This is a genomic window from Kushneria sp. AK178 (genome assembly GCF_053903105.1).
The window spans coordinates 447,493-474,018 of sequence record NZ_CP096381.1; the positions used below are offsets into that span (position 1 = coordinate 447,493).

At 59.9% G+C, this 26,526-nt stretch carries 25 protein-coding genes; 17 read left to right on the forward strand and 8 right to left on the reverse strand.

Annotated features, from left to right (window positions below; all coding sequences use genetic code 11):
• The first annotated feature begins 32 nt into the window (after positions 1-32).
• From aldA (M1D97_RS02035) to M1D97_RS02045, 3 genes are read left to right on the forward strand one after another with little or no spacing between them, the layout of a single operon-like run.
• On the forward strand, positions 33-1,472 hold the full coding sequence (aldA, locus tag M1D97_RS02035; protein ID WP_456269081.1) for an aldehyde dehydrogenase: 1,440 nt from the start codon (positions 33-35) through the stop codon (positions 1,470-1,472).
• A gap of 48 nt (positions 1,473-1,520) precedes the next feature.
• A complete protein-coding gene (locus M1D97_RS02040; RefSeq protein WP_456269082.1) occupies positions 1,521-3,023 on the forward strand; it encodes a purine-cytosine permease family protein in 1,503 nt (500 codons plus the stop codon).
• The gene (locus M1D97_RS02045; protein WP_456269083.1) at positions 3,020-3,211 is read left to right on the forward strand and encodes a hypothetical protein; all 192 of its coding nucleotides are present in this window, start codon (positions 3,020-3,022) and stop codon (positions 3,209-3,211) included. The genes M1D97_RS02040 and M1D97_RS02045 overlap by 4 nt, the downstream gene beginning before the upstream one ends.
• 123 nt (positions 3,212-3,334) lie before the next feature.
• Here the strand turns inward: M1D97_RS02045 and M1D97_RS02050 are convergent, their stop codons facing one another.
• The 4 genes from M1D97_RS02050 to M1D97_RS02065 all read right to left on the reverse strand — a co-directional run bounded on the left by M1D97_RS02050 (position 3,335) and on the right by M1D97_RS02065 (position 8,143).
• Positions 3,335-4,090 (reverse strand): DeoR/GlpR family DNA-binding transcription regulator, encoded by a 756-nt coding sequence (locus tag M1D97_RS02050; RefSeq protein ID WP_456269084.1) that lies wholly within the window; start codon positions 4,088-4,090, stop codon positions 3,335-3,337.
• A gap of 205 nt (positions 4,091-4,295) precedes the next feature.
• Positions 4,296-5,183 carry a sugar phosphate isomerase/epimerase family protein gene (locus tag M1D97_RS02055; RefSeq protein ID WP_456269085.1) on the reverse strand — a complete coding sequence of 296 codons (888 nt, stop codon included), beginning with the start codon at positions 5,181-5,183 and terminating at the stop codon, positions 4,296-4,298.
• A 145-nt stretch (positions 5,184-5,328) separates the two neighbouring features.
• On the reverse strand, positions 5,329-6,663 hold the full coding sequence (locus M1D97_RS02060; RefSeq protein ID WP_456269086.1) for a sugar porter family MFS transporter: 1,335 nt from the start codon (positions 6,661-6,663) through the stop codon (positions 5,329-5,331).
• A gap of 34 nt (positions 6,664-6,697) precedes the next feature.
• Positions 6,698-8,143 carry a rhamnulokinase gene (locus M1D97_RS02065; protein WP_456269087.1) on the reverse strand — a complete coding sequence of 482 codons (1,446 nt, stop codon included), beginning with the start codon at positions 8,141-8,143 and terminating at the stop codon, positions 6,698-6,700.
• Positions 8,144-8,303: 160 nt separating this feature from the next.
• Here M1D97_RS02065 and M1D97_RS02070 point away from each other — a divergent pair, with 160 nt between their 5' ends.
• The 13 genes from M1D97_RS02070 (at position 8,304) to M1D97_RS02130 (ending at position 21,983) form a co-directional block, all read left to right on the forward strand.
• Entirely contained in the window at positions 8,304-8,990 is a 687-nt protein-coding gene (locus tag M1D97_RS02070) for a class II aldolase/adducin family protein (RefSeq protein WP_456269088.1), read from the forward strand.
• A 19-nt stretch (positions 8,991-9,009) separates the two neighbouring features.
• The gene (locus M1D97_RS02075) at positions 9,010-10,083 is read left to right on the forward strand and encodes an alcohol dehydrogenase catalytic domain-containing protein (protein WP_456269089.1); all 1,074 of its coding nucleotides are present in this window, start codon (positions 9,010-9,012) and stop codon (positions 10,081-10,083) included.
• A 69-nt stretch (positions 10,084-10,152) separates the two neighbouring features.
• Positions 10,153-11,406 (forward strand): MFS transporter, encoded by a 1,254-nt coding sequence (locus M1D97_RS02080; RefSeq protein WP_456269090.1) that lies wholly within the window; start codon positions 10,153-10,155, stop codon positions 11,404-11,406.
• Positions 11,403-12,182 (forward strand): SDR family oxidoreductase, encoded by a 780-nt coding sequence (locus tag M1D97_RS02085; protein WP_456269091.1) that lies wholly within the window; start codon positions 11,403-11,405, stop codon positions 12,180-12,182. Before M1D97_RS02080 ends, M1D97_RS02085 begins: the two co-directional genes overlap by 4 nt.
• 304 nt (positions 12,183-12,486) lie before the next feature.
• Complete coding sequence (locus M1D97_RS02090; RefSeq protein ID WP_456269092.1) at positions 12,487-12,639, forward strand: hypothetical protein; 153 nt, start codon at positions 12,487-12,489, stop codon at positions 12,637-12,639.
• 70 nt (positions 12,640-12,709) lie between these two features.
• On the forward strand, positions 12,710-14,149 hold the full coding sequence (gene aldA, locus M1D97_RS02095) for an aldehyde dehydrogenase (RefSeq protein ID WP_456269093.1): 1,440 nt from the start codon (positions 12,710-12,712) through the stop codon (positions 14,147-14,149).
• 193 nt (positions 14,150-14,342) lie between these two features.
• The gene (gene lldD / locus M1D97_RS02100; RefSeq protein WP_456269094.1) at positions 14,343-15,497 is read left to right on the forward strand and encodes an FMN-dependent L-lactate dehydrogenase LldD; all 1,155 of its coding nucleotides are present in this window, start codon (positions 14,343-14,345) and stop codon (positions 15,495-15,497) included.
• Positions 15,498-15,673: 176 nt separating this feature from the next.
• Entirely contained in the window at positions 15,674-16,648 is a 975-nt protein-coding gene (gene hemB, locus M1D97_RS02105) for a porphobilinogen synthase (protein WP_456269095.1), read from the forward strand.
• Positions 16,649-17,029: 381 nt separating this feature from the next.
• Positions 17,030-17,686, forward strand: a complete 657-nt coding sequence (locus tag M1D97_RS02110; RefSeq protein WP_456269096.1) for a DsbA family oxidoreductase — start codon at positions 17,030-17,032, stop codon at positions 17,684-17,686.
• A 102-nt stretch (positions 17,687-17,788) separates the two neighbouring features.
• A complete protein-coding gene (locus tag M1D97_RS02115) occupies positions 17,789-19,975 on the forward strand; it encodes an OsmC domain/YcaO domain-containing protein (RefSeq protein WP_456269097.1) in 2,187 nt (728 codons plus the stop codon).
• A gap of 276 nt (positions 19,976-20,251) precedes the next feature.
• The gene (locus M1D97_RS02120) at positions 20,252-20,764 is read left to right on the forward strand and encodes a hypothetical protein (RefSeq protein ID WP_456269098.1); all 513 of its coding nucleotides are present in this window, start codon (positions 20,252-20,254) and stop codon (positions 20,762-20,764) included.
• A gap of 3 nt (positions 20,765-20,767) precedes the next feature.
• Positions 20,768-21,067, forward strand: a complete 300-nt coding sequence (locus M1D97_RS02125) for a hypothetical protein (protein ID WP_456269099.1) — start codon at positions 20,768-20,770, stop codon at positions 21,065-21,067.
• Positions 21,006-21,983: an SH3 domain-containing protein gene (locus M1D97_RS02130; RefSeq protein WP_456269100.1), complete on the forward strand. Its 978-nt coding sequence runs from the start codon at positions 21,006-21,008 to the stop codon at positions 21,981-21,983. The genes M1D97_RS02125 and M1D97_RS02130 overlap by 62 nt, the downstream gene beginning before the upstream one ends.
• Before the next feature lie 152 nt (positions 21,984-22,135).
• Here the strand turns inward: M1D97_RS02130 and M1D97_RS02135 are convergent, their stop codons facing one another.
• The 4 genes from M1D97_RS02135 to M1D97_RS02150 all read right to left on the reverse strand — a co-directional run bounded on the left by M1D97_RS02135 (position 22,136) and on the right by M1D97_RS02150 (position 24,749).
• Positions 22,136-22,405, reverse strand: a complete 270-nt coding sequence (locus tag M1D97_RS02135; RefSeq protein ID WP_456269101.1) for an SDR family oxidoreductase — start codon at positions 22,403-22,405, stop codon at positions 22,136-22,138.
• Between the two features lie 44 nt (positions 22,406-22,449).
• Positions 22,450-22,881 carry a GFA family protein gene (locus tag M1D97_RS02140; RefSeq protein ID WP_456269102.1) on the reverse strand — a complete coding sequence of 144 codons (432 nt, stop codon included), beginning with the start codon at positions 22,879-22,881 and terminating at the stop codon, positions 22,450-22,452.
• 118 nt (positions 22,882-22,999) lie between these two features.
• Positions 23,000-23,752 carry an SDR family oxidoreductase gene (locus M1D97_RS02145; RefSeq protein ID WP_456269103.1) on the reverse strand — a complete coding sequence of 251 codons (753 nt, stop codon included), beginning with the start codon at positions 23,750-23,752 and terminating at the stop codon, positions 23,000-23,002.
• Between the two features lie 49 nt (positions 23,753-23,801).
• Positions 23,802-24,749 carry a substrate-binding domain-containing protein gene (locus M1D97_RS02150; RefSeq protein ID WP_456269104.1) on the reverse strand — a complete coding sequence of 316 codons (948 nt, stop codon included), beginning with the start codon at positions 24,747-24,749 and terminating at the stop codon, positions 23,802-23,804.
• Positions 24,750-24,905: 156 nt separating this feature from the next.
• On the opposite strand from M1D97_RS02150, the gene M1D97_RS02155 reads away from it, so the two are divergent.
• On the forward strand, positions 24,906-26,522 hold the full coding sequence (locus M1D97_RS02155; protein ID WP_456269105.1) for an FGGY-family carbohydrate kinase: 1,617 nt from the start codon (positions 24,906-24,908) through the stop codon (positions 26,520-26,522).
• Positions 26,523-26,526 lie beyond the last annotated feature (4 nt).

Here is a 26,526-nt window from a genome sequence, read left to right on the forward strand (position 1 = left end):
GTTGAAAGACTGTCATGACAAGGAGCCACCCCATGACCCAGAACGTCACCACCTGGCAGAACTACATCAACGGCGAATTCGTCACCGCTCGTAATCACCTCGACGTCTACAACCCCGCCAACGGGGCCGTGCTCTCCCGCGTGCCGGATTCTTCCTCCGAGGAAGTGGACACCGCTTTGAAGGCAGCGCGCGCGGCGCAGAAATCCTGGGCGGCGCGCCCGGCGGTAGAACGTGCTGGCTATCTGCGCGCGCTGGCCGAGAAGATTCGCGGCGAGGCCCAAAGGATTGCGCAGGTGATCACTCAGGAGCAGGGCAAGATCGCCTCACTGGCCGAGGTCGAGGTCAACTTCACCGCCGACTATCTGGACTACATGGCCGAGTGGGCGCGGCGCATCGAAGGCGAGATCATCGAAAGCGACCGTCCGGGTGAAAACATCTTCCTGTTTCGCAAGCCCCTCGGCGTGGTGGCGGGCATTCTGCCGTGGAACTTCCCGTTCTTTCTGATCGCCCGCAAGATGGCGCCGGCGCTGGTCACCGGCAACACGGTGGTGATCAAGCCCAGCGAGGAGACCCCCAACAACTGCTTTGAGTTCACCCGCCTGCTCGATGACATCGGCCTGCCGCCCGGTGTATTCAACGTGGTCAGCGGCGGCGGCGCCGGTACCGGCCATGCGCTGAGCGCCAGCCCGCTGGTGGACATGATCAGCTTTACCGGCAGCGTGGCGACCGGCACGGCGATCATGAAAGGGGCGGCGGAGAACATCACCAAGCTCAATCTGGAGCTGGGCGGCAAGGCGCCGGCCATCGTGCTCGATGACGCCGATCTGGACCTGGCCGTCAACGCCATTCGCGCCTCGCGCATCATCAATACCGGGCAGGTGTGCAACTGCGCCGAGCGGGTTTATGTCCAGCGCGGCGTGGCCGAAGCCTTCAGCCGGAAGATCGCCGAGGCGATGGCCGACACCCGCTACGGCGACCCCTCCGAGCAGCCGGATATCGAGATGGGACCGCTGATCAACCAGCAGGGGCTCAACAAGGTCGCCGCCATGGTCCGCCGGGCCGTCGACGAGGGCGCCGAACTGGTGACCGGGGGCGATGTGGCCGACCTCGGCGCCGGGTTCCATTACAAGCCCACGGTGCTTTCCGGCTGCCGGGAAGACATGGAGATCATGCGTGACGAGATCTTCGGCCCCGTGCTGCCGATCCAGATCGTCGAGGATCTGGATGAGGCGATCGCCCTGGCCAACGACTCCGACTACGGCCTGACCTCGTCGATCTACACCCGGGATCTGGCCAGCGCCATGCGCGCCTGCCGCGAGCTGGAGTACGGCGAGACCTACATCAACCGCGAAAACTTCGAGGCGATGCAGGGCTTTCACGCCGGCGCCCGCAAGTCAGGGATAGGTGGCGCCGATGGCAAGCACGGCCTCTATGAGTACACCCGCACGCACGTGGTCTATCTCGATACCTGATGTCAGCGCTGAAGGGCTTTCACGCCAACAATGACAAGAGGACATGCCATGAGTGCGACGACAGCGAAGGAGACTGCCGCAGAGACGGCAGCAACCGGCGGGGAGTATGAGCGCCAGCCCGTGCCCAAAAGGGCGCGGCTGGGATTTCGAAGCTTTATCGGCATGTATGCCGGCGAGCACACCGCCGGTACCGAGCTGATGATCGGCCCGCTGTTCGTGCTGGCCGGGGTATCGGCGTTTGATGTCGTGGCGGGGCTTTTGATCGGCAACGTGCTGGCCGTGTTGAGCTGGATGGTGCTGACGGCGCCCATCGCCACCCGCGTGCGCCTGACGCTCTACTACCATCTGGAGCGCATCGCCGGGCGCTATACGGTGGTGCTCTACAACCTGGCCAACGGCATCTCGTTCTGCTTTCTGGCCGGGGCCATGATCACGGTGTCGGCAACGGCGCTGGGGGTGTGGTTCGGCTTTCCGCTGCCGACGCTGTCCGATATCACGCCCAATAGCGTCGGCTGGGTGCTCAGCGTGCTGGCGGTGGGGCTGGTGATTACCCTGGTGGCGGCCTTTGGCTATCGCTTTGTCTCCTGGTTTGCCAACCTGGCGGCGCCCTGGATGGTACTGGTGTTTGTCGGCTTCGGCATCGTCTCGCTCAAGTGGTTCGTCGATGCCACCGGCACCACGCTCGACTCGCCGGGGGCGGTGTGGACGCTGGCCGAGACGGCGATCTGGACCGGCGTCCGGGTGCCCGGCCAGCCCGCCTTCACGATCTGGCACGTCATCTTCTTTGCCTGGTTTGCCAACATGGCCATGCACGTGGGCATGGCGGATCTCTCCGTGCTGCGCTTTGCGCGCAGGAGCTGGTACAGCGTGGCCTCGGCGGCCGGCATGTACGTGGGCCATTTCGTGGCATGGCTGGCAGCGTCGATGATGTTTGCCTTTCAGATGTATGAGGCGGGCCTGACCAGCGAGGCCGCCATGGTTGCCGCCGCCGATGCCGGCACCATTCCCGCCCCGTTGCCCGGGCCACTGGCCGATCAGGCGCTGGGTGTGGCCGGGCTGCTCTGCGTGATCATTGCCGGCTGGACCACGGCCAACCCCACCATCTACCGGGCCGGACTCGCCTTTCAGGCCGTCATGCCAGGGCTCTCGCGCTTCCGGGTGACCATCGGTACCGGGCTTTTGACCACGATGGTGGCGATGTTCCCCGGCGTGGCGATGCAGCTGCTGGAGTTCGTGGCGCTCTATGGTCTGCTGCTGATGCCGGTCGGCGCCATCATCGTGATCGACTACTGGCTGCTGCCGCGGCTGGGGCTCAAGAGCTTCTACGCCGAGTACGCCGGTCGCCGCCTGACCGTGCCGGTACTGGCCACCTGGCTGGTCACCCTGGGGATCTGCCTGGCGCTGGTGCAGTTTGCCGGCATCGAGATCTTCTTTGTGGCGCTACCCGGCTGGTTCATCGCCGCCGCGCTGTATGTCGGCCTGAGCATCATGACCCAGAAGCGCACGACGTCTTCGCATGACACCGCTCAACGAGAGGAGGGCACCGCATGATGCGTCTTCTGAAGCTGATCTCGGCTCTCATGCTGGTACTGACCGTGTTGCTGCCGCTGCTGTACCTGTTCGACGCGCTGGGCGAGGTGACCATGAAATGGCTGATGCTGCTGGTCACGCTGGTCTGGTTTGCCGTGACGCCCTGCTGGATGGATCGGGACAAGGCGCCGGAGGACAGCCACGGCTGACGGATCATCGCTTTTGATCAGGAAAGGGGCGGAGCGTCCGACAGACCGCGCCCCTTGTTCTGTTCTGAAACACGCTTTTGAACTCGGAAACGGTATCCGCCGTTCTCTTGCAGCGTCATGATTTCAATAAACAAGCCTGATGCCAAACGCCGCCAGACGCTCGATCCAGGTCGCGTTGGGCCTGCGGTCAGTAACGATGACATCGATACGGTCCAGTGTGCAGATCTGAACCAGTGAACTGCAATCGAATTTGCTGTGATCGACCAGAAGCGCAATACGTTTGGCATGCGAGATCATGACGCGTTTAAACTGTGCTTCACTAGGATTGGATTCCAATACGCCGGCCTCGGCGTGAAGTGCGCCGCAACCGATCAGTGCCCAGTCGGCATGGAAACGCGACAGCAACTCTTCTGCCAGCCCGCCCACGAAAGCCAGCGATTTTTTTCTCAAATCACCGCCAACCGTTATCAGAGAGTGTTCACTGTTCGTACTTTCCACGGCCAATCGCAGGGAGTTACTGATCAGCTGCAGATCACGGTGCTGTTTCAAAAAGCCAAGTATTTCAAAAACGGTAGAGCTGGAGTCAAGCATGACAGCATCGCCATCGCCAATAAGCTGAGCAGCCTTGTAGGCGATCTGTTGCTTGGCAGCGTGGTTGAAGGATTCGCGAGTGAGGTAAGGGAGATCCCGACTGCGCTCGACAATAGCGACCGCGCCACCATGGGTTCGCTCAAGCTTTCCCTCGGCCTCCAGCTTCTCCAGATCCCGGCGCACGGTCTCGCGGGTTACCCCGAAAGTTTCAGCAAGCTCCGCTACACCGGCTTTACCATTCCCGAGTAGTAAATCGAGTATTTTCTGTTTTCTTTCTGCAGGTAACATGCCTGGCTCTATGTCGGTGATGATGCTCGAAGCGTGGGAGGAGTATATGGCCTTGCATGTGACACATGAAGCCCGGAGTAACGACCCCACATCGAGATGTGGGGTCATTCGATACATCGCGGCGTTTGAAGAGGAGTGGAGCGTCGATGGTATTGCTGTGTGGTTCTGGCAGTGAAGGGTGGGTCGTCACAGCCGACAATGTGTGTCAGGCAAGGGATCGGGTATTGTGCCGCCGACGCACGGCTTCTTCATACTTCAGGTCCAGAAAATGTTTCGCGTGTTTCGCAAGTGGAGCACTTTCTGTCCAGGTATCACGCCAGATCGCACAGGCACGCGATAGTTTTTCGTCGACCACGGCGCTGGAGAAACTTTCATAGACGATATCGCCATCGTAACCGATGTCCAATAGCGCATCGAATATCCCCGCAAAATTTATGACGCCATCGCCGAGATAGCCGCGGTTGTTTTCCCCCACGTGGAAATAGCCGAGCTGATCACCTGCCAGTCGGATTGCCCCTTCTGGATCGGGCTCCTCGATATTCATGTGAAAGGTGTCAAGGTGTAGCTTGACCGAGTCGTCACCAAGGTCGTCGAGAAATTTCAGACCCTGCGCTGTGGTATTCAAAAGATTGGTTTCAAAGCGATTGACAATCTCCAGAACCAGCTTGACGCCACATTCCCTTGCCGTCTGTGACGCCTTGCCTACGGCAGCAACGCTTCGCTGCCACTGATCCTTTGTCGGCATGGCAGCGTATTTTTGATGAGCCGAATAAATAATACCGCCAAGAGATGAGGCGCCCACGTCACGAGCCGCCCTGATGGCTGCCTCGAGTTCGCGGTGTCCATTGGCCGCTATTTCGGCGTCTTCGCTGGAAACGTCCGCATCAGGGGACAATCCCATGGTCATGGTGAGCTCGAGCCCAAGGTCGCGCGCCATGTTACCTAGCCGATCCAGTTCAAACTCATCCGTCCTGAGGTTGGCCAGTTCAACAATACGGAAACCATGCTCTGCTGATTGCTCAAGGGCCATTTCGAGCCCGCGCTGTGATTTTCCAGCGGTCCATACGAAGGAGTGAATTCCAAAATGTTTCATGTCACCTCTCAGTTTTCGACGATAATGACGCCTGTTTTCATTCGCCACGGGAGTAATGCTTACACTTCAGGGGTCGCCTTGATATACCAAAAATAGAATGCCTCCTTGATGGGTTGATCAAAAAAATTACCTGTATTGTTTTACCTCATCGATCCTTTTTTTGAAGCAGTCTGGACTGCAATGCTTCAAGTGAAACGCCTTTGGTTTCCGGCATCAGGAAAGCGACAAAAATAATCTGAAGAACAATCATGGCGGCGAAGAAAGCGAACAAGGGACCGCCGTTGAACGTTGACAACACCCAGGGTGCCAGCAGAGTAATCAGCGCTGCCAGACTCCAGTGTGTAATGCTGCCTATCGATTGACCGCGTGCTCTTTCGCGGTTGGGGAATATTTCGGAAATAAAGACCCAGATGACAGTTCCCTGGCTGATGCCGTGGGCTGCTACAAATAGACAGAGCTGTAGCGGAATCAGGAAGTTGCCAAGATTGTTGGTAAAAAAGGCATATGAAATACTGGTCAGCGATATAAAATAACAGATTGAACCGGCATACATGAGCGGGCGCCGGCCAACGCGATCGATGAGAAACATCCCGAGCAGCGTGAACAGTAGCATGATGAAGCCTATACCAGCGGTGGAGAGCAGTGCGGCGTTGGCACCAAGCTGGGCAGCTTCAAGTATGCGCGGCGCGTAATACAAGACGAAATTGATTCCGGTAAACTGATTAAAGAAGGCAATCAAAAATGCCAGCAGAATCAGTGGGCGGTAACGTTTCGACCAGAACCCTGTCTTTTGGTCATCCTGCGCATCGGCCTGTTTGATCTCGGCAATTTTTCCATCGATGTCACCGTCAGGATCGATCTGGCGCAGCACTGCTGCCGCTTCGTCCTCTCGCCCGGCCTTGAGGATAAGCCAGCGCGGACTACGCGGAACCTTCAGCACCAGCAGGGTATAAACCAGGGCCGGCAGAGCCTCTATTCCTACCATCCAGCGCCAGGCATCGTCTCCCATGAGACTGTTCATGATAGCGTTTGAAACATAGGCGATGAACATGCCGAAGATGACATTGGACTGATAAAGGGCTACAAGAAATCCTCGCCTTGAGGCTGGTGCGATTTCCGATATATAAGCGGGGGCGACAATGGTCGACATACCAACACCCAGTCCACCAATCAGACGAAAAATCGAAAACCAGACAGGATCGGTTGCCAACGCCGAGCCTATGGCGGATATAAAATAAAGTACGCCGATTGCTATCAGCGTACTGCGTCGGCCGAATCGGTCAGCGGGCCAGCTTCCTAAAAGCGCACCGATTACTGTCCCCCAGAGAGCGACCGATATTATCAACAGGCCATGCATCAGATCGCTCAAACCCCACAGTGCCTGTGTCGGTTTATCAGCTCCTGAAATGACTGCCGTATCGAAGCCAAAAAGAAAGCCGGCCATCGCGACAAACATCGACCATTTAAGTATAGGCGTCATGTGTTGTCCCCTGTTTCTGGTATAGAGTCCGGGTTTACATGGACTTGATCGTGTCACTCTCTGGAAGAAGGGTGCGAGCCGACACTAACGAGTCGATCACCCCCAGCCCCTTGAGTTGCATAAGCGCATTGCCATATGCGGATGCCTCAGTCACGCCATGGCGCAGTGGCTTGCCTGTCGCCCGCGCGATGCTCTCGCACAGCAGTGCGTCCTGACTGCCGCCGCCGCTGACATGGATTGCATTAACAGGTCGGTCGAAAACGGTTTCCAGTATCGAAATTCTGGCTGCAACCTGGTCGGCCAGTCCGCGATAAATTGCCAGAGCGTATTCACCGAGGTTGCCAGGGCGCGATTGCCCCTGAAATACACACCATTCATCGATAGCTGCAATCATGTCGTCAGGCGCAAAAAAACGTTTGTCGTTGGGATCAATGCGCAGACTGGAATCACAATGTGTATCACGTGCAAGAGACATGATTTCGGCGTAATCAGGTGCTTCGCCATGTCGATCCAGCCACGCTTCACGCAGCATCTGAAGCAGATAAAGCCCGTTGATATTGGTGATGAATCGGTGCGTACCGCAGACGCCACCTTCGTTACCAAAGTCATGAGAGAGTGTACGCTCATCGATGATCGGGGCATCGTTTTCAACACCTAGAAGTGACCATGAGCCCAGAATAAGAAACGCCTCATCAGGGGCGAGAGCAAGTCCGGCGACGGCACTGGCAGTGTCGTGCGAACCAACGGCAATGACTGCTGTTTCGACATCGTTATCGCCGGCAAGCGCAGGCCGAAGCTGTCCACACACATGTCCGGCATGAACAAGGGGCGGCAGAATACGGGGTGGTATACCCAGCGATAGGGCGAGCTCTTTATCCCACTCACCACGGCGCTGGTCGAGCAGTCCGCTCGTGGAGGCCAGCGTATATTCAGCGTGATATTTACCACATAGATGGGCGGTCAGCAGATCGGCCATCATCAGCATCGTATGTGATTCGGCCAGTCGCTCGGGCCATCTCTCGGCCAGCGCGATCAGTTGGTAAACCGTATTGATATCAAGCCGCTGGGCTCCGGTGCGCTCGTGCATGACATTCAAGGGCAGCAGACCGCGCTCGAAGCCGCGCTTACCGTGACCGTTGCGGTAATGCAGCGGTGGCATGACCGGATTGCCTTGCTCATCGAGCAGGCCGAAATCCACTCCCCAGCTGTCAACGCCAACCGAGTGAATCGGCCCATGAGTCCGAGCCTTTGATAGTCCCTTCTCAAGCCCGGCGTAGAGAGCGCTGAGGTCCCAGCAGTTTTGGCCATCGCAGGTAAGCGTAGTGGTCTCGAAACGATGGACTTCCACGATCGACAATCGAAAACCTTCAAGCTTGGCGAGCATAGCGCGACCACTGCCGGCGCCGAAATCAAAAGCCAAACATCGTATCGGTCCGGCCCCTTTTTTCAGCTTTGGCGGATTGGAATCCTCTCGTTGCATCGGGATTGCCTCTCAATGAATCTCGTAACGAAGCTATCGCGTGCATTCCCAAATAACAACATAAACAAAAGTATTGTCTTTTTTTGTTTTTGAAAAAAGCGCTTTGTGGTTAGATAATGCAGCAAAACGAAGAAATAAACTCCTCACGATGGATCCATCTATGTCCCAATCCAGCAATGAAAACGCCCTTCGCGAACACATCTGCGCTATAGGGCAGCGGCTTTACCAACGTGAGATGGGAGCGGCAAACGACGGCAATATTTCGGTAAGGCTCGATGATAAACACTTGCTTTGCTCACCAACCGGCGTATCCAAAGGGTTCATGACACCCGAGATGGTTTGCGTGATCGATTACAACGGCGATCCGATCGAGGGTGAAAAAAATCGACCGTCTTCGGAAATCCGAATGCATCTGCATGTTTATGAACACCGTCCTGACGTCAATGCCGTGGTTCACGCACATCCACTTTATGCGACGGTGCATGCCATCTGCGGTAAACCCTTGGTGCAACAGGTAATGCCGGAATCAACAATCCTGCTGGGAGAGGTGCCCATCGCACCTTACGGTACGCCTTCAACGATGGATCTACCGCGTTCGATCACCGAGTTTCTGGCGACACATGACGCATTACTGTTGGAAAACCACGGCGCGCTCTCTTATGGCGTTGATCTCGATAACGCCCATTTCAAAATGGAAGCACTGGATTACTACGCAAAGGTAATTTATCTGGCTTCACAGTACGGTGGCGCTCACGAGTTCAATCAGGCCGAGGTCGACAAGCTCGTCGAACTGCGCCAGACCCGTTTCAAGCTGCCCGGCCGTCACCCCTTTGTGGACGGTAGATAAATCCGGCGAGGAGACAATTATGTCGCAAACCATGCAAGCTGTGGTTAACCACGGCCCGCGCGATTATCGCTTGGAGACCGTAGCCATCCCTGAAGCCCGGGGACATGAGGTGGTTATCCGCATTGAGGCCTGTGGTATCTGTGCCAGCGACGTCAAATGCTGGTCCGGCGCCGACATGTTCTGGGGCAACGAAGAACAGCCGGCCTATGTGAAAGGCCCGGTCATTCCCGGCCACGAATTCGTCGGTCGGGTGGCTGCCGTCGGCCCCGAGCACACCCGCTTTGCCGTCGGCGATCGCGTGATCGCCGAGCAGATCGTGCCCTGCGGGGACTGCGACTACTGCGAGCGCGGTGCCTACTGGATGTGCGAGCGTCACGATATCTTCGGCTTCCAGAACAACGTCAACGGCGGCATGGCCGAGTTCATGCGGTTTCCGGACAACGCCCGCTTGCATACCGTGCCCGAGGATCTGCCGGTCGACAAGGCGGTGTTGGTCGAGCCGTTTGCCTGTGCCATGCATGCCGTGGAAAGGGCGAATATCCAGCTGGCCCATACGGTCGTGATCGCCGGGGCTGGCACGCTCGGTCTTGGCATGGTCGGCATCGCGAAACTCAAAAGCCCGCGTCGGCTGATCGTGCTCGACATGAACGACGACCGGCTGACCCAAGCCGCCGCCTACGGGGCCGATCTTACCCTCAATCCGGCCCGCGAGGATGTCGTCGCCCGGATCAAGGACGAAACCCGCGGCTACGGCTGTGATGTCTATATCGAAGCCAGCGGCGCGCCGGCCAGTGTCCGCCAGGGCCTGAATGCCATCCGGAAGCTCGGCCGTTTCGTGGAGTTCAGCGTATTCGGCGAACCGGTGACCGCCGACTGGTCGATCATTGGAGACCGCAAGGAATTGGATTTGCTGGGCGCCCATCTGGGCCCGTACTGCTATCCGGCCACGATCGAGGGCATCGCCGACGGGTCGATTCCCACCGATGGCATGGTGACCCATCGCCTGTCGCTGGCCGAATTCGAGACCGGTTTCGAACAAGTCAAGGCCGGGCGCGACGCGCTCAAAGTGATCTTGGTTCCCGAGACCGCCTAAAACGCCGATCACGCCGCGACGGAGAGTTTCATCATGTCCAATCATCCTTCCTCACGCGTGCTCTTCGGCATGCCGCTCGCCCTGCTGGGCGGGTACATCGCCATCGCCCTTTTCATGACGGGCGACGGCATCGAACTCGCCTTCCTGTCCAAATATTTGGTCGATATCGGTTTTTCCGAATCCAGCGCATCGCTGGTGTTCTCGATCTATGGCTTCATGGTGGCTGTCGGCTCCTGGCTGGCCGGCGTATCGGCCGAGATCTACGGCCCCCGACGCGTCATGAAATGGGGCGCGATCATCTGGGTCGTGTTCCATGTGTTGTTTTTGCTGTTCGGCTTGGGAGCCGAGAGCCTGCCGATGATTCTGCTGCTCTATGGCATTCGGGCCGTGGGCTATCCGCTGTTCATCTACTCCTTCGTGGTCTGGATCGCCCGGACCGCGCCCGACGAGCGCCTGGCCTCGGCCATGGGCTGGTTCTGGGCGATGTACTCGGTGGGCATCGGCTTCGTCGGTACCTATCTGCCGAGCTATACGCTGCCGGTGATCGGTTTCATGGGCACGTTGTGGTTTTCGTTGATCTGGGTAGTCGCCGCCGCGCTGATCGGTCTGTTGACGATGACCGAAGACGAAGATGCCAAGGGTAAGCAGCTCACCTCGACCGCGGGCAAGCTTAAGGAGATGAGCCGCGGTATCACGCTGCTGTTCGAGAACCGCAACATCGCGCTGGCTTTCGTGGTGCGGATCATCAACCAGCACTCGTTGTTCGGGTTCATGGTGATCATGCCGATCTTCTTCACCGACACGCTGAGTTTCTCCACACCGCAATGGCTGCGAATCTGGGGCGTGGTCTTCATCACCACGATCGCCACCAACGTGCTCTGGGGCATCTGCGGGGATCGCTTTGGCTGGCTACGCCAGATCCGTTGGTTCGGCTGTGTGGGCATGGCCCTGACCTGCCTGATGTTCTATTACATTCCGCTGACCTATGCCGGCAACGTACCGATCGCCATTGGCGTGGCCATTCTCTACGGCATCACGCTCTCGGCCTTCGTACCGATGTCGGCCATGTTCCCCGTACTGGCGCCGAAACATCGCGGTGCGGCCATTTCCATCCATAACCTGTCGGTGGGACTGTCGAACTTCGTCGGGCCGGCCATCGCCACGCCGCTGTTGCCCTGGATCGGCGTCGAAGGCGTGGTCTGGACTTATACCGGCATCTATTTGTTCGGCGCGGTCCTGACGTTTTTCATCAATTTCCGTCAGCCCGGCTTGGAGACACCGCGGCCCGAGGCAACGGATGCACAACAGGTGACTCAAAAATGAATATCTTTGATCAATTTCGTCTCGATAACCGTGTCGCCGTCGTCACTGGTGGCGCCCAGGGCCTCGGTCTGGCCATGGGCGAAGCCCTGCTATCGGCCGGGGCGTATCTGGCCATCGTGGATATCGACGGCGACAAGGCGGCGATCACCGCCGAAAGGCTGTCGGCCGAATATGGCTCTCGGGTTCGGGCCTATGACGTCGATCTAACTGATGAGGCCGCTGTGGTGGCGATGACAGAGCGATTGATTGTCGACCACGGGCGGATCGACATCCTGTTCAATAATGCCGGCATAGCCCATCACGCCCCGTCCGATTCGGACAATTACAACGATTGGAAACGCGTCATTGATATCGATCTGAACGCGGTCTATCTGCTATCGCGCGAGATAGGCCGGCACATGCTTGCTGAAGGCGGTGGTTCAATCGTCAATACTTCCTCAATGTCGGGACTGATCGCCAACGTCCCTCAGCCACAATCAGCCTACAATGCCGCCAAGTCGGGTGTGAACATGCTCACCAAGAGCTTGGCTGCGGAATGGTCTGATCGGGGGGTGCGCGTCAACGCAATTGCCCCTGGGTATATGAAAACCGAAATCACGCGCAAATTTTTTGATGAGGGCGGGCCGATGATCGACCGTTGGATGCAAATGACGCCCATGGGCCGGGCAGGTGAACCGAGCGAGCTGGGCGGTCTGGCGGTTTATCTGGCTTCGAATGCGTCCAGTTTCGTGACTGGCGCAGTATTTCCGGTGGACGGCGGCTATACGGCGATATGAAACCCGGTCTCTCGATATCCCTGCAGCCTGTCCGGAATATGCTTGTCTTCAAGGGGAATAAATACAGCTTTCGCCAAGCAGGCCGAGTAACGCATCACTGCAGTTATAGCACTGACCAATCCGCTTGACCGCCCATATATCCAAAGGAGTCAACGACAGCCGAGATGCATTCAGAACACTGGTTGAGGAAGGCAGCATCCGTGCCGCGTGCCCGTATGTATCTTGACAAGACCGATCCCGTAATCGCCTAAAACAAGTTACCGCGGAGCAAAGCTAGGTTGTTCTACAAGCCGGAGGCTGCCCAGTGGTGTTTCTCGCTTCCGATATAGCGGCCTGTGTTACCGGGGCGCTGCTGGTCAACGGCGAGCACGTGCCCAATCCACCGCCAGCAGGGCCAACCCATCTGCAGGCAGTTGCATCCTGCTACAGCGCGCTCGCCACCGCCGCGCGTCAGTGAGCTAACAAGAAGCCGAAACACAACACTGCAACTCACTGAAGATTACACGCCCATCGATAGGAGCTTCATAATGACCCAAGAGATCAAGCACTATCAAAACTACATCAACGGCGAATTCGTCACCGCTCGTGATCATCTCGACGTCTATAACCCCGCCAACGGGGCCGTGCTCTCCCGCGTGCCGGATTCTTCCTCCGAGGAAGTGGACACCGCTTTGAAGGCAGTGCGCGCAGCGCAGAAATCCTGGGCGGCGCGCCCGGCGGTAGAACGTGCCGGCTATCTGCGCGCGCTGGCCGAGAAGATTCGCGGCGAGGCCAAAAGGATTGCGCAGGTCATCACTCAGGAGCAGGGCAAGATCGCCTCGCTTGCCGAGGTCGAGGTCAACTTCACCGCCGACTATCTGGACTACATGGCCGAGTGGGCGCGGCGCATCGAAGGCGAGATCATTGAGAGCGACCGTCCGGGCGAGAACATCTTCCTGTTTCGCAAGCCGCTCGGCGTGGTGGCGGGCATTCTGCCGTGGAACTTCCCGTTCTTTCTGATCGCCCGCAAGATGGCGCCGGCGCTGGTGACCGGCAACACGGTGGTGATCAAGCCCAGCGAGGAAACCCCCAACAACTGCTTTGAGTTCACCCGCCTGCTCGATGACATCGGCCTGCCGCCAGGGGTATTCAACGTGGTCAGCGGCGGCGGCGCCGGTACCGGCCATGCGCTGAGCGCCAGCCCGCTGGTGGACATGATCAGCTTTACCGGCAGCGTGGCGACCGGCACGGCGATCATGAAAGGGGCGGCGGAGAACATCACCAAGCTCAATCTGGAGCTGGGCGGCAAGGCGCCGGCCATCGTGCTCGATGACGCCGATCTGGACCTGGCCGTCAACGCCATTCGCGCCTCGCGCATCATCAATACCGGGCAGGTGTGCAACTGCGCCGAGCGGGTCTATGTCCAGCGCGGCGTGGCCGAGGCCTTCAGCCGGAAGGTCGCCGAGGCCATGGCCGACACCCGCTACGGCGACCCCTCCGAGCAGTCGGATATCGAGATGGGGCCGCTGATCAACCAGCAGGGGCTCGACAAGGTCGCCGCCATGGTCCGCCGGGCCGTCGACGAGGGCGCCGAGCTGGTGACCGGCGGCGAGGTGGCCGATCTCGGCGCCGGGTTCCATTACAAGCCCACGGTGCTCTCCGGCTGCCGGGCGGACATGGAGATCATGCGCGACGAGATCTTCGGCCCCGTCCTGCCGATCCAGATCGTCGAGGATCTGGATGAGGCGATCGCCCAGGCCAACGACTCCGACTACGGCCTGACCTCGTCGATCTACACCCGCGATCTGGCCAGTGCCATGCGCGCCTGCCGCGAGCTGAATTACGGCGAGACCTACATCAACCGCGAAAACTTCGAGGCGATGCAGGGCTTTCATGCCGGCGCGCGCAAATCGGGTATCGGTGGGGCGGACGGCAAGCACGGCCTCTATGAGTACACCCGCACGCACGTGGTCTATCTCGAGACCTGAGGGCGGTATTTGGGAGACGCTTCCAGAGGACAGCCACGGCTGACGGGCTACTGGTTCAGGGCAGGAGCAGGAGCGGGGTGTTTGAAAGGCCGCGCCTCTTGTTCTGATCCCTTCTGACTATTGTGAAAAAACGCTTTCTGACGACACGCTGGCGCTCGCCATTGTCGATTGTCATCTTCCAACGAGCACTGCCATGATCATTTCCGCCTCGACCGACTACCGCCGCGCTGCCAAACGCCGGCTGCCGCCCTTTCTCTTTCACTACGCCGACGGCGGGTCCTACGCCGAGCACACGCTCGAGCGCAACGTCAGCGATCTGGCTGACATCGCCCTGCGCCAGCGGGTGCTGACCGACATGTCGGAACTCTCCCTTTCGACCGAGCTGTTTGGCCAGCAGCTGCCCATGCCGCTGGCGCTAGGCCCGGTGGGGCTGACGGGGATGTATGCCCGGCGCGGCGAGGTGCAGGCCGCGCGCGCCGCCGAATCGAAGGGCATGCCTTTCACGCTGTCGACGGTCTCGGTCTGTCCGATCGAGGAGGTGGCCCGGGCCACCAATCAGGCCATTTGGTTTCAGCTCTATGTGCTCAAGGACCGCGGCTTCATGCAGCACGTGCTGGAGAAGGCATGGGCGGCCGGCGTCCGCACGCTGGTCTTTACGGTGGACATGCCCACCCCCGGCGCGCGCTATCGTGATGCCCACTCCGGCATGAGCGGGCCCTTTGCCGCCCAGCGGCGCATGTTGCAGGCCGTAACCCATCCGCAGTGGAGCTGGGATGTCGGCATCAACGGCCGCCCGCACGATCTGGGCAACATTTCCGAATACCGCGGCCAGGTGACCGGCCTTGAGGACTACATCGGCTGGCTAAGCAAGAATTTCGACCCGGCGATCTCGTGGAAGGATCTGGAGTGGATTCGCGAGTTCTGGAAGGGGAGCATGATCATCAAGGGCATTCTCGACCCCGAGGATGCCCGCGACGCAGTGCGCTTTGGCGCCGACGGCATCGTCGTCTCCAACCACGGCGGGCGTCAGCTCGACGGCGTGCTCTCGAGTACCCGCGCGTTGCCGCCGATTGCCGATGCCGTCAGCGGCGAGCTGAAAATTCTGGCGGATTCCGGCGTGCGCAACGGCCTGGACGTGGTGCGCATGATTGCCATGGGCGCTGACGCCGTGCTGCTCGGACGCTCGTGGATCTTTGCGCTCGCCGCCGCCGGCGAGGCGGGGGTGACCAATCTGCTCGAGCTGTTCGAAAAGGAGATGCGGGTAGCGATGACCCTGACCAGCAAGCGCTCGATCGAGGAGATCGATGAAAACGCCCTGGCCAGCGCACTGGAAACGCTCAGGCAGTAAGCCGGCGCGCCGCCGTCGCCGCCCGAGGGATTGCTTCGCCATCCATGCCGGCGGCGCTTTATCATGGGGACATCCACGCGCCGCCGGGTTTTGCTCGAATGCCTTTTGACCGAACGTCGGGGCGGCGCTATACCTGGCCCATCATTGATATCGAGACCCCGTCTCAAGGAGAACCCATGCCGGCCCAGTTTCCCCAGGCCCGTCTTCGTCGCCTGCGCTCAAGCGACGCCCTTCGCGACATCGTGCGTGAAACCTCGCTCAAGGCAGAACACCTGGTCTACCCGATCTTTGTCGAAGAAGACACCGATGAATTCACGCCGATCGAAGGCATGCCGGGGCAATACCGCATTCCGGAAAGCCGACTGGCGGATGAAGCCCGACGCCTGAGCGCGCTGGGGCTGAGAAGCATCATGCCGTTCGGCATTTCCCACCACAAGGACGAGACCGGCAGCGACGCCCTGAAAGCCGACGGCATGGTGGCGCGCATGGTGCGCATCATCAAGGAAGCCGCGCCGGAGCTGGTGGTAATTCCGGATGTGTGCTTTTGCGAGTACACCAGCCACGGCCACTGCGGCATTTTGAAGGGCAACACCGTCGATAACGACCGCACCATCAGGAACCTCGGCATTCAGGCCGTGCAGGCGGCGAAGGCTGGCGCCGACATCATCGCGCCGTCGTCGGCACAGGACGGTCAGGTCGCCGCGATTCGCGAGGCGCTGGATGAGGCCGGTTTCAACGAACTTCCCATCATGGCGTACTCCACCAAGCTCGCCTCCGCGCTCTACGGCCCGTTCCGTGAAGCCGCCGGCACCGAGCTGAAAGGGGATCGCAAGACCTACCAGATGGACCCCATGAACCGCCGTGAAGCGCTCAGGGAATCGCTCGCCGATGAGGCCGAAGGCGCGGATTTTCTGATGGTCAAACCGGCGCTGGCGTATCTGGACATCATGGCCGACATCCGCCGCAACAGCCTGCTGCCGCTGGTGGCGTATCAGGTCAGCGGCGAGTACGCGATGATCAAGTTCGCCGCGGCGCAGGGCGTGATCGATGAATCCGCCGTGGTGCGCGAAACGCTCGGCTCCATGCGTCGCGCTGGCGCCGATCTGATCATGACCTACTTCGCCCCGCAGCTGCTGGAAGAGGGGCTGTAAGGTCGGCCGCTATTAATTGACTGAAATCAGAACCGCGCTCCGGCGCGGTTTTTCATGGCGTTGTCTTCGGACAACCCTGACAGGATGATGGGGACGGTGCTGTCTACGCTTGTTTTGATCAGAGCGGGCAGGGGCCCTGTTGTTGGTGCTGACGCGGATGGCGACCCTGGTCTCGATCCGAGAGGGCCAGGCTCACCCCGGTTGGAATGCTCGAAAAGGGCGTTCGGCATCGTCCCGGTGCGCCGCTCCATAACGGCACAGGTGCTGCCCGGGACGCCGTTCCAGCCGGGCGAGCGTCGCCGCTAACCATCTGAACTGTGTTGACTGGCATACGTTCCGGGAAAGCTGAATATTTCCCGGACACTGACGAAGGGATTCATCATGGAAAAGTTGAGAATTGACCTGGTATCCGATGTCGCCTGCCCGTGGTGTGCGATCGGCTACCGTCGCCTGGAGCAGGCACTGGAAACCCTTGATGGCGAGATCGATGTAGAGCTCGTCTGGCAGCCCTTTGAGCTCAACCGGGATATGCCGCCCGAGGGTGAGCCGATTCTGGAGCACCTGTGCCGCAAGTATGGCAAGGACGCGGCCACCATGGAGCAGTCCCAGCGTGAGATCATGGCGGTGGCTGAAGAACTTGGATTGAATTTCCGTGGCGCCGTTGAACGTCGAGCGAACAACACGTTCGATGCCCACCGCGTGCTGGCGTGGGCCGCAACCCAAAACCGAGCGACATCCCTTCAATTGGCACTGTTTGAAGCCTACTTCGGTGAGGCGAAAAACCCGTCAAGCCCGGAGGTTCTGCGCGAGAAGACGATTGCGGTTGGACTTGACGGTGACACTGCCGAGGCTATCGCACGCTCTGATCAGTACGCGGACGAGGTTCGAGCAGCACAGCAGCAATTCATGGAGGCAGGGGTGAGCGCCGTGCCGGGATTCATCCTTGATGGCCGCTACCTGATTTCGGGTGCCCAGCCCGCCGAGGCGCTGGTCGATGCGCTGCGTCAGGTGGCGGAAGAAAACGCTAATCGCCAGTGATCCAGAAGCGCTGACCCCCTCCCAAGACACACCCTCCTCAAATCCGGATAATGGCGGGCAATTCGCCGCGTGCGACACCCGTCACCAATCCGGTTCTGCCTCATGGAAATCAAGGTCAACTATCTCGACAACCTCCGTCAGGAGGCGAAGTTCGATGACTTCACCGTCCTCACCGACCAGCCGATTCGCTACAAGGGCGATGGCTCCGCGCCCGGGCCGTTTGACTACTTTCTGGCCTCCACGGTGCTGTGCGCGGGGCATTTCGTGCGCGTGTACTGCAACGCCCGCGACATCCCGACCGAGAACATCCGGCTGTCCCAGAACAACATCGTCGACCCGGACAACCGCTACAACCAGATTTTCCGCATTCAGGTCGAGCTGCCGAGTGATCTCTCCGAGAAGGATCGCACCGGCATCCTGCGCTCGATCGAGCGCTGCTCGGTCAAGCGGGTGATCCAGAACAACCCCGAGTTCCAGATCGAGGTGGTCGAGAACATCGACGAGGACGCCCAGGCGCTGCTGATGGGCGGCACGGTGGCAGGGGAGAGCACCTGGATCGAGGGCAAGGACCTGCCGCTGGAGCAGACCATTGCCAACATGACCGGCATTCTCGAGCGCCTGGGGATGAAAATCGAGATCGCCTCGTGGCGCAACATCGTGCCCAACGTCTGGTCGCTGCACATCCGCGATGCGGCCTCGCCCATGTGCTTTACCAACGGCAAGGGGTCGACCAGGGAAGCCGCGCTGTGCTCGGCGCTGGGCGAGTTCATCGAGCGGTTGTCGTGCAACTTCTTCTACAACGATCAGTTCTTCGGCCCCGGGATCGCCGGCAGCGAGTTCGTGCACTACCCCAGTGAGCGCTGGTTCCAGCCGGGCGCAGATGATGCCCTGCCGGACGGGCTGCTGGATGATCACTGCCTCGAGATTTTCAACCCGGACGGCGAGCTGCGCGCCTCGCACCTGATCGACACCAACTCCGGCCGTCGTGATCGCGGCATTGTCGCGCTGCCGTACACCCGCCATTCGGACGGTGAGACAGTGTGGTTCCCCTCGAACCTGATCGAGAATCTCTACCTCAGCAACGGCATGAGCGCGGGCAACACGCTGGCGGAAGCCCAGGTGCAGTGCCTGTCGGAAATCTTTGAGCGGGCGGTGAAACGCCGGATCATCGAGCAGGAAATCGCCCTGCCGGACGTACCGGAAGAAGTGCTCGCGCGCTACCCCGGCATCAAGGAAGGCATCGACGCGCTGGAAGCCCAGGGCTTCCCGGTGCTGGTGAAGGATGCCTCTCTTGGCGGGCGCTACCCGGTGGCCTGCGTGACGCTGATGAACCCGCGCACCGGCGGCGTGTTCGCCTCCTTCGGGGCGCATCCGAGCCTGCAGGTCGCGATCGAGCGCAGCCTGACCGAGTTGCTGCAGGGTCGCAGCTTTGACGGCATGGACGACCTGCCCCAGCCGACCTTCAACTCGCAGGCGGTGGCGGAGCCGAACAACTTCGTCGAGCACTTCATCGACTCCTCCGGCGTGGTCTCCTGGCGCTTTTTCAGCGCCCGCGCGGATGTCGAATTCTGCGACTGGGACTTCTCCGGCGAAACGAACGAGGAGGCCGAGCGGCTGTTCGGCATTCTGGCCGAGGACGGCCATGAGGCGTATGTGACCCACCATGAGGATCTGGGCGCGCCGGTGTGCCGCATTCTGGTGCCGGGCTACTCCGAGGTCTATCCGGTGGATGATCTGGTGTGGGACAACACCAACATGGCGCTCAACTACCGCGAGGACATCCTCAACCTGCATTCGCTGGAAGACGATCAGCTCGCGGACCTGCTCGAGCGGCTGGAGGAGAGCGAGCTCGACGAGCAGATGAAGATCGTAACTCTCATCGGCATCGAGTTTGACGACAACACCGTCTGGTCGGAGCTGACGATCGCCGAGCTGAAGCTGCTGATCAGCCTGGCGCTGGGGCAGTACGAGGACGCACTCGACCGCACGCAGATGTTCTTGCAGTTCAACGACAACACCCGCGACCGCGGCCTGTTCTATCAGGCGCTCACCGCGGTGCTCGAGATTGCCCTCGATGACGCACTCGAGTTCGAGGACTACTACAGGAACCTCTCGCGCATGTTCGGCGAGGAAAAAATCCACGCCGCGGTCGGCTCGGTCAACGGCGACGTGCGTTTCTACGGTCTCACCGAGACCAGCATGAACCTGGAAGGTATCGACCGGCACCAGCGGCTGATTACCAGCTATCAGAAGCTCCACGCCTGGCGGGCGGCCAATGCCGAACGCTGATTAGAGCGTCATCGTTGTGTATAGCGCCCACTTCGAGTGGGCGTTTTTTGTTTCCGGTTTTATTGGAATGGGGTTTAGCTGATTTGATTGATGCCATCAGGATGCTTAAAAAAGGAATCAGTTTTGAATGATTTTTGGCTTTGCCATGTATTCGATAAAAAAGGTAGGTTAAAGAAATCTGGCTGAGTGCCGATTTTTAAAATTTGGGCGTTCACCATTCATGGGTGAAATGAACGCTAAATAGAAAATATTAACGGCCTGATGAGGGTAAATATCTTGAAATATACGACCTATTGGCATATGCAGATGCACCCAGATGATAAAAGCGTTGCAGATAAAAACGTATACTGGATTCTGGAGCACAAGCGAATTATCGGACTCGGAACATGGGAGGAAGGTGAGTCAATAATCAATACTTTTCGTAATGAAATGAAAGTCAATGATATTGTAGCAGTAAAAAATGGTAGTCGTTTAATTGCACTGGTTCAGGTGGTTGGCGGAGCCTATGAGGTAAAAAATGATGCTACGGAAAAGGAAAAGGAAAAGGAAAAGGAAAAGGAAAAGGAAAAGGAAAAGGAAAAGGAAAAGGAAAAGGACATCGGATGGATAACGAACCGACGTCCCATTCGGATTTTAGACTGGGAAATTGAGAATAAAAGCCTCCCGCAGCCTCGGGGCACGCTTGCACGCTGTGCCAGCGACGATGCAGAAACTACAAAAGTTATTAAAAGCTGGCACGAACGGGTAAATAAATCACTGGAGCTGCGTGAACTACCTTTAGACGTTTAGAGCTTGGCATCTAATAGGAAGCTTTTAGCTGACGATCATGGCCAGTTCTACCAAGCGCTTACTTCTGTATCTGAAATTGCGTTCGAGGGCGAGCTGGGGTTGAAGGCTATCTTAGAAAAGATCAACGCCGCCGCTAGCCCCGTAAAAGGCGGCGTGATCTTTTATTGCTTTGCCGAGACCAGTATGAACTTGGAAGGCATCGATCGCTACCAGAGGTTGATTATCAGCTACCAAAAGCTGTATGCCTGGCGGACTAAGTGTCACTATCGTAGTAGCAAGTGTTCTACCGAGCATCGACGATGAGGGCCAAAATATTAACAAGCGTTTTGATGCGGAAGGCCGACTTGACGTCCTGAATGGGCTCAATAATGCTTTTGATAACCCAGCTATTCGAATGGCTCGCGAGCTTCAAGATTCGCCGGCCATGCGTGCGGTGCGCGATCTTGAGTCACCGCTGATGAGATTAGTTCGGGAATTTCAGGACTCACCGACAATGCGTGCGGTGCGCGATCTTCAAGAGTCGCCGCTGATGAGGTCAGTTCGGGAATTCCAAGACTCCTCTGCAATGGGCGCGATGAGGGAACTCCAAGACAGTCCCATAACGCGTGCTCTTCGCGGGCTTGAATCTTCCTCACTTATGGCCTCGCTGACGCGGCTTTCGGGGACACCGTTTGACTCTGAACTCATACACCAAGCTGTGGCTATTGCCCATTACGCCGGTCATCAAGGCCAGAGCAGCTACGAGGATGTACCAGAGGAACTAGCAGCGGCAGACGCGGAACTGAACTGCCTGAGTGATGATAACTTTGATTTTTCATCGCTTTCCGAGGGCGGGCGCCGTGCACTGCTTTGGCTATTCTATTGGATAGTCTTGCCGTTCTTGGTAAATATGGCCGCAGCGGCGGCTTGGGAGCAGTTCGAAGAAAGAGCAGCTGTGGGCGGGGATGTCACCACCCCTCACGAAGCCAAGAGGCTTGCCCAGTGTGGCAACGAGCTGGAAAGGGAAATATTCGCTGGATGTCGCGTGGTGACGGGTGGCGAGCTCCGGCTCAGAGCTGCGCCCGGTATGAAAGCGCAAATCATTACTAATCTCCCGCTGGGCAAGCTCTTAGTAATATTGGACTCCTCTGAACGGGCGTGGCTTCTGGTAGAAGTCGATATTGAGGGTGAACTAATCGAGGGGTGGGTCGCGCGCAGGTACACCACACAGTTCAGGTAGTCCTGTGGATTTTGCGGCGGGTAAATTGGCTAGCGTCCTTTGGCGTCGTCTTGAGGTTGCGCCTAGGTGTATGACCCCATGAAGTAACGTCTCGCGTCATGCACTGGCTCCAAGTCCCTACGCTCCGAAGCCCCAGAGCACCAGCCCAACCCCTACCTCGCCGTATACCCCCCATCGATCGGCAGACACACCCCGCTGATCATCCCCGCCCCATCGCTGAGCAGAAAGAGGATCGGTTCGACCACATCGGCAAGCTCCGCAAAGCGGTTGAGCGGAATGGCCGCGAGCATCGGGTCGCGTTTTTCCGGCGCGGACCACACCTTCTGCGCCATGGGCGTGAGCGTGATGGTCGGGTTGACGCTGTTGGCCCTAATGCCGTGCGCGCCCCATTCCAGACACGGCGACCAGGTGATGGCGTCCATCGTCGCCCTGGAGGTAGGCGCTTTGATCGCCCGGGGCTACACCCTTAGCGATCCGCTGGGTGACTGACCCCGTCGTTGACCGGAATCTCGCCCAGATCATACGGATTAATCCCCTCGAGACAGCCGATGTTGTAGCCATACTCATTGGGATTCGAGCGGCGTCGATGATGGGTGTAGATGCCGCAATTGCCACAGAAGTAGTGCTTCGCCGCCATGGTGTTGAACTGATAGCACCGCAGCACGTCCGCCCCCTTGATCACGTGCAACGCCTCCAGCGGCACCCCGGACGTGATGGCGCCCTTGCGTCGGCACAACGAACAGTCGCAGCGATGTGGGTCGACCACACCATTGGGCAGGTCGAGTTCGAGCACCACTGCACCGCAGTGACAGCTCAGGCGGTGGCGCGGCTGGATATCGGTGTCACCGATGCGTGCGAGTCCGGTCTTTTTCGAGCCAGAGGGAATTGTCGTCGTCATGAGTCGCCTGCCGGCCAGGTGTTATGGCTGCGCGATGTCGTGCGCAGGGCGTTCGATGATTATCCACAGAGCGGATGTCTGCACTCCGAAGCTTCTGCCCGGGGCAACAGCCCGACCGCTACCTCGCCGTATACCCCCCATCGATCGGCAGGCACACGCCGCTGATCATTTTCGCACCGTCGCTGAGCAGAAAGAGGATCGGTTCGACCACGTCCTCAAGCTCCGCAAAGCGGTTGAGCGGGATGGCCGCGAGCATCGGGTCGCGCTTTTCCGGCGCGGACCACACCTTCTGCGCCATGGGGGTGAGCGTCACGGTCGGGTTGACGCTGTTGACGCGAATGTCGTGTGCGCCCCATTCCAGACACAGCGCCCGGGTGATGGCGTCCATCGCCGCCTTGGAGGCGCTGTAGGCCAGATGATCATCCAGCCCCACTAATGATGCCTGACTCGAAACGTTGACGATGCTGCCGCTACGGCCATCACCGATCATGCCGCGTGCCACGCAGCGGGCCGCCATGGCGGCGGCGCGGGCGTTGGTCTGGAAGACCTGATCGATGGTCTCCGGCGGCAGAGTGAGCGCGGGTTCCACATGGGTGGTGCCGGCGCTGTTGACCAGGCCATCAAAGGGGCCGTATTCACTGATCGCCTGCTCGAGCGCGTCGGTGTCGGTCAGCTCCAGCGTGCAGGTGGTGCAGCCGGCCTCATTCAGTGCTGCCAGCGCGTCCGGGTTGCGGCCGAGGGCGACGACCTCGGCGTGCTGCTCGCGCAGTGCCAGCGCCACGGCCTGGCCGATGCCGCTGGTGGCGCCGGTGACCAGATAGCGCCGGCCCCTGAGGCCGGCGTATTGCGTGGTAGTCAGAGTCTCGCTCATGGTGTCCTCATCGTTGGCCGGCGTTCAGGCAGGTCACGGCATGCCGGACCTACCAGAGAAAGTTGGGGGCGTTGTCGGCGGTGACCAGGGTGATTGCCACCGAGACATCATCGGGACCCTGTTCACCATGGTATTTCTGCACGGCCAGCGCCAGTGCCCGGGTGGCAATGTCGGCCGGGTGCTGCGCTGCCATGGCGATCAGGGGCGAGTTGGGCCGGGTCAGCATTCTGACCGCCTCCGGGCTGCCATCCACGCCGGCCAGTTTCACGTCCCGGCCGGCGGTCTGGATGGCGACCAGCGCGCCGAGCGAGCCCGTGTCGTTGACGCTGAAAATGCCGGCAAGATCGGGATGGCGTTTCAGCAGCGTTTCGGTGGCGCTCAGGGCCGTGGCGCGTTGTTCATGGCCGTTTTGCCGGTCGACCACCTCGATACCCTCGAAATCGGCCAGTGCCTTCTGACAGCCCTCGATGCGCTGTTGCGACGCCTCACCCATGGGGCCGTCGAGCAGGGCAATCTCGCCCTTGCCGTCAAGCTGTTCGGCCAGATAGTGGCAGGCCTGCCGGCCGGCCTCGAGATTGTTGGAGCCGACCAGACCATCGATCGGCCCCCCGGCCCGGGCGCCAATGGCGATGACCGTGACGCCGGCCTCGTGGGCGGTCGTGACGGCGGGCTGAAGGCCGGCCGGGTCAACCGGGGCGAGCAGCAGGATATCGATATCGCGCTCGAGCATGCCCCGGATGTTATCAAGCTGGCTGTCGAGGTCGTGGCCGGCATCGGTGAATAGCAGCGTGGCGCCCATGTCATTGATCGCCTCCTGCAGCGCGCGCTGCAGGGTCACGAAGTAGACGTTGTCGAGCGTCTGAAAGGACATGCCGATAACAAGCTCGTCATCGCGCTTGTCGTGAGGACTGTCCGCCCGGGCCGCGGGAAAAGTGAACAGCAGGCTGAGCAGTACCATGCACAGCAGCCCCCCTGTGCGTTTGATCATGATGGGCATGGCGGTTTCCCGGCGGTCGTGGCGGCAGCGGCGCTGACGTCGTCATTGATCATTGAGCGAGGTTTTACGCACACTGACAATGCCTCTTTGGGTGATTGAATCAAGAATAGCCCCTGCACGGTGGCAGGGCGCGCCACGCCATTATCAGGAGCCGTCATGAGCGCCTATTACCTGGGAATCGATGTGGGGTCGGCCAGCGTCAGGGCCGGTGTGTTTGACGCGCGCGGGCGCTGTGTGGCGCAGGCGGCATGCGAGATCGCGCAGTATCGACCGCGCCCCGGCTTTGTCGAGCAGTCCAGCGACAACATCTGGTCGCAGTGCGTGGCGGCGGTGCGCGCGGCGGTAAGCGAAGCCGGCATCAACGGCGAGGCGGTGCGGGCGATCGGCTTTGATGCCACCTGCTCACTGGTAGCGCTGAATGATCAGGGCGCGCCGGTGTCGGTGTCGCCGGACAACGACGATGACCACAACATCGTGATGTGGATGGACCATCGCGCCATCGAGGAGGCCAATGAGATTGCCGGGACCGGCCATCCGGCGCTGGACTATATCGGCGGGCAGGTCAGCCCGGAGCTTGAGCTGCCCAAGCTGTTGTGGCTCCACCGTCACCGGCCGGATCAGTTCGAGCGCGCCGCGCTGTTTCTCGATCTGGCCGATTTCATGGTGGCGCGCGCCATCGGCGATCTGGACGGCGCCCATGAGCCGGAGCGCAGCGTCTGCACCCAGGTGTGCAAATGGCTCTATCTGGCCCACGAGGGGCGCTGGCCGGAGGACCTGCTCGAGCGCCTCGGCCTCGATGAGCTGATGTCGCGCCCGGCGATGCAGGGCGAGATTCGTGCGCCCGGCTCCCGGGCCGGCACGCTTTCACCGGAGGCCGCCGAGGCAATGGGGCTGTCACCGGAGACGGCGGTGGCCACCGGGCTGATCGATGCCCACGCGGGGGCGCTGGGTATGCTGGGCGGTGACCCGGAGGGCAGTCTGGCGGTGATTGCCGGTACCTCGGCCTGTCATATCGCCTTCTCGCAGGAGCCCTGCTTCGTGCCCGGCGTCTGGGGGCCCTACTGGGGCGCGGTGCTGCCGGATGGCTGGATTAACGAGGGCGGGCAGAGCGCGGTGGGGGCGCTGATCGATCACGTCATTGCCGACAGCGGGGCCAATGAGGCGCTGATGAGCGAGGCCGAGCGTGACGGGGTCAGCCATTTCGAGCTGCTCAATCGTCGGCTGGACGCGCTGGAAGAGGACAGCCGCGACGAGCTGACCCGGCACCTGCACCTGCTGGACTACCACCACGGCAATCGCTCGCCGCTGGCGGATGCCTCCCTCAAGGGGATGGTCAGCGGGCTGGATCTGGACAATGACATCGATGGCCTCGCGCTGCGCTATCTGGCCACGCTGCAGGCGGTCAGCCTGGGAACGCGTCATATCGTCGAGACGCTCAATGCCCACGGTCATGCCATCAAGCGGCTGCGCCTGTGCGGCGGGGCGCTCAAGAACGCGCGCTGGCTCAAGGAGCTGAGCGATGCCACCGGGCTTGTGATCGAACTGCCCGAGGAGGGCGAGACGGTGCTGCTGGGCAGCGCCATGCTGGCGGCCACGGCCTGCGGCGATCAGTCGGGGCTGCGCGAGGCGGCCGCGACCATGAGCGCCACGGCGCAGACCATTTCGCCGGATACCACCCGGCGCGGTTTTTTTGACGCCAAGTACCGGGTCTATCGCCAGATGCACGCCGATCAGCTGCGCTACCGCGAGCTGATGGACGAACGCGCTGATTGAGACG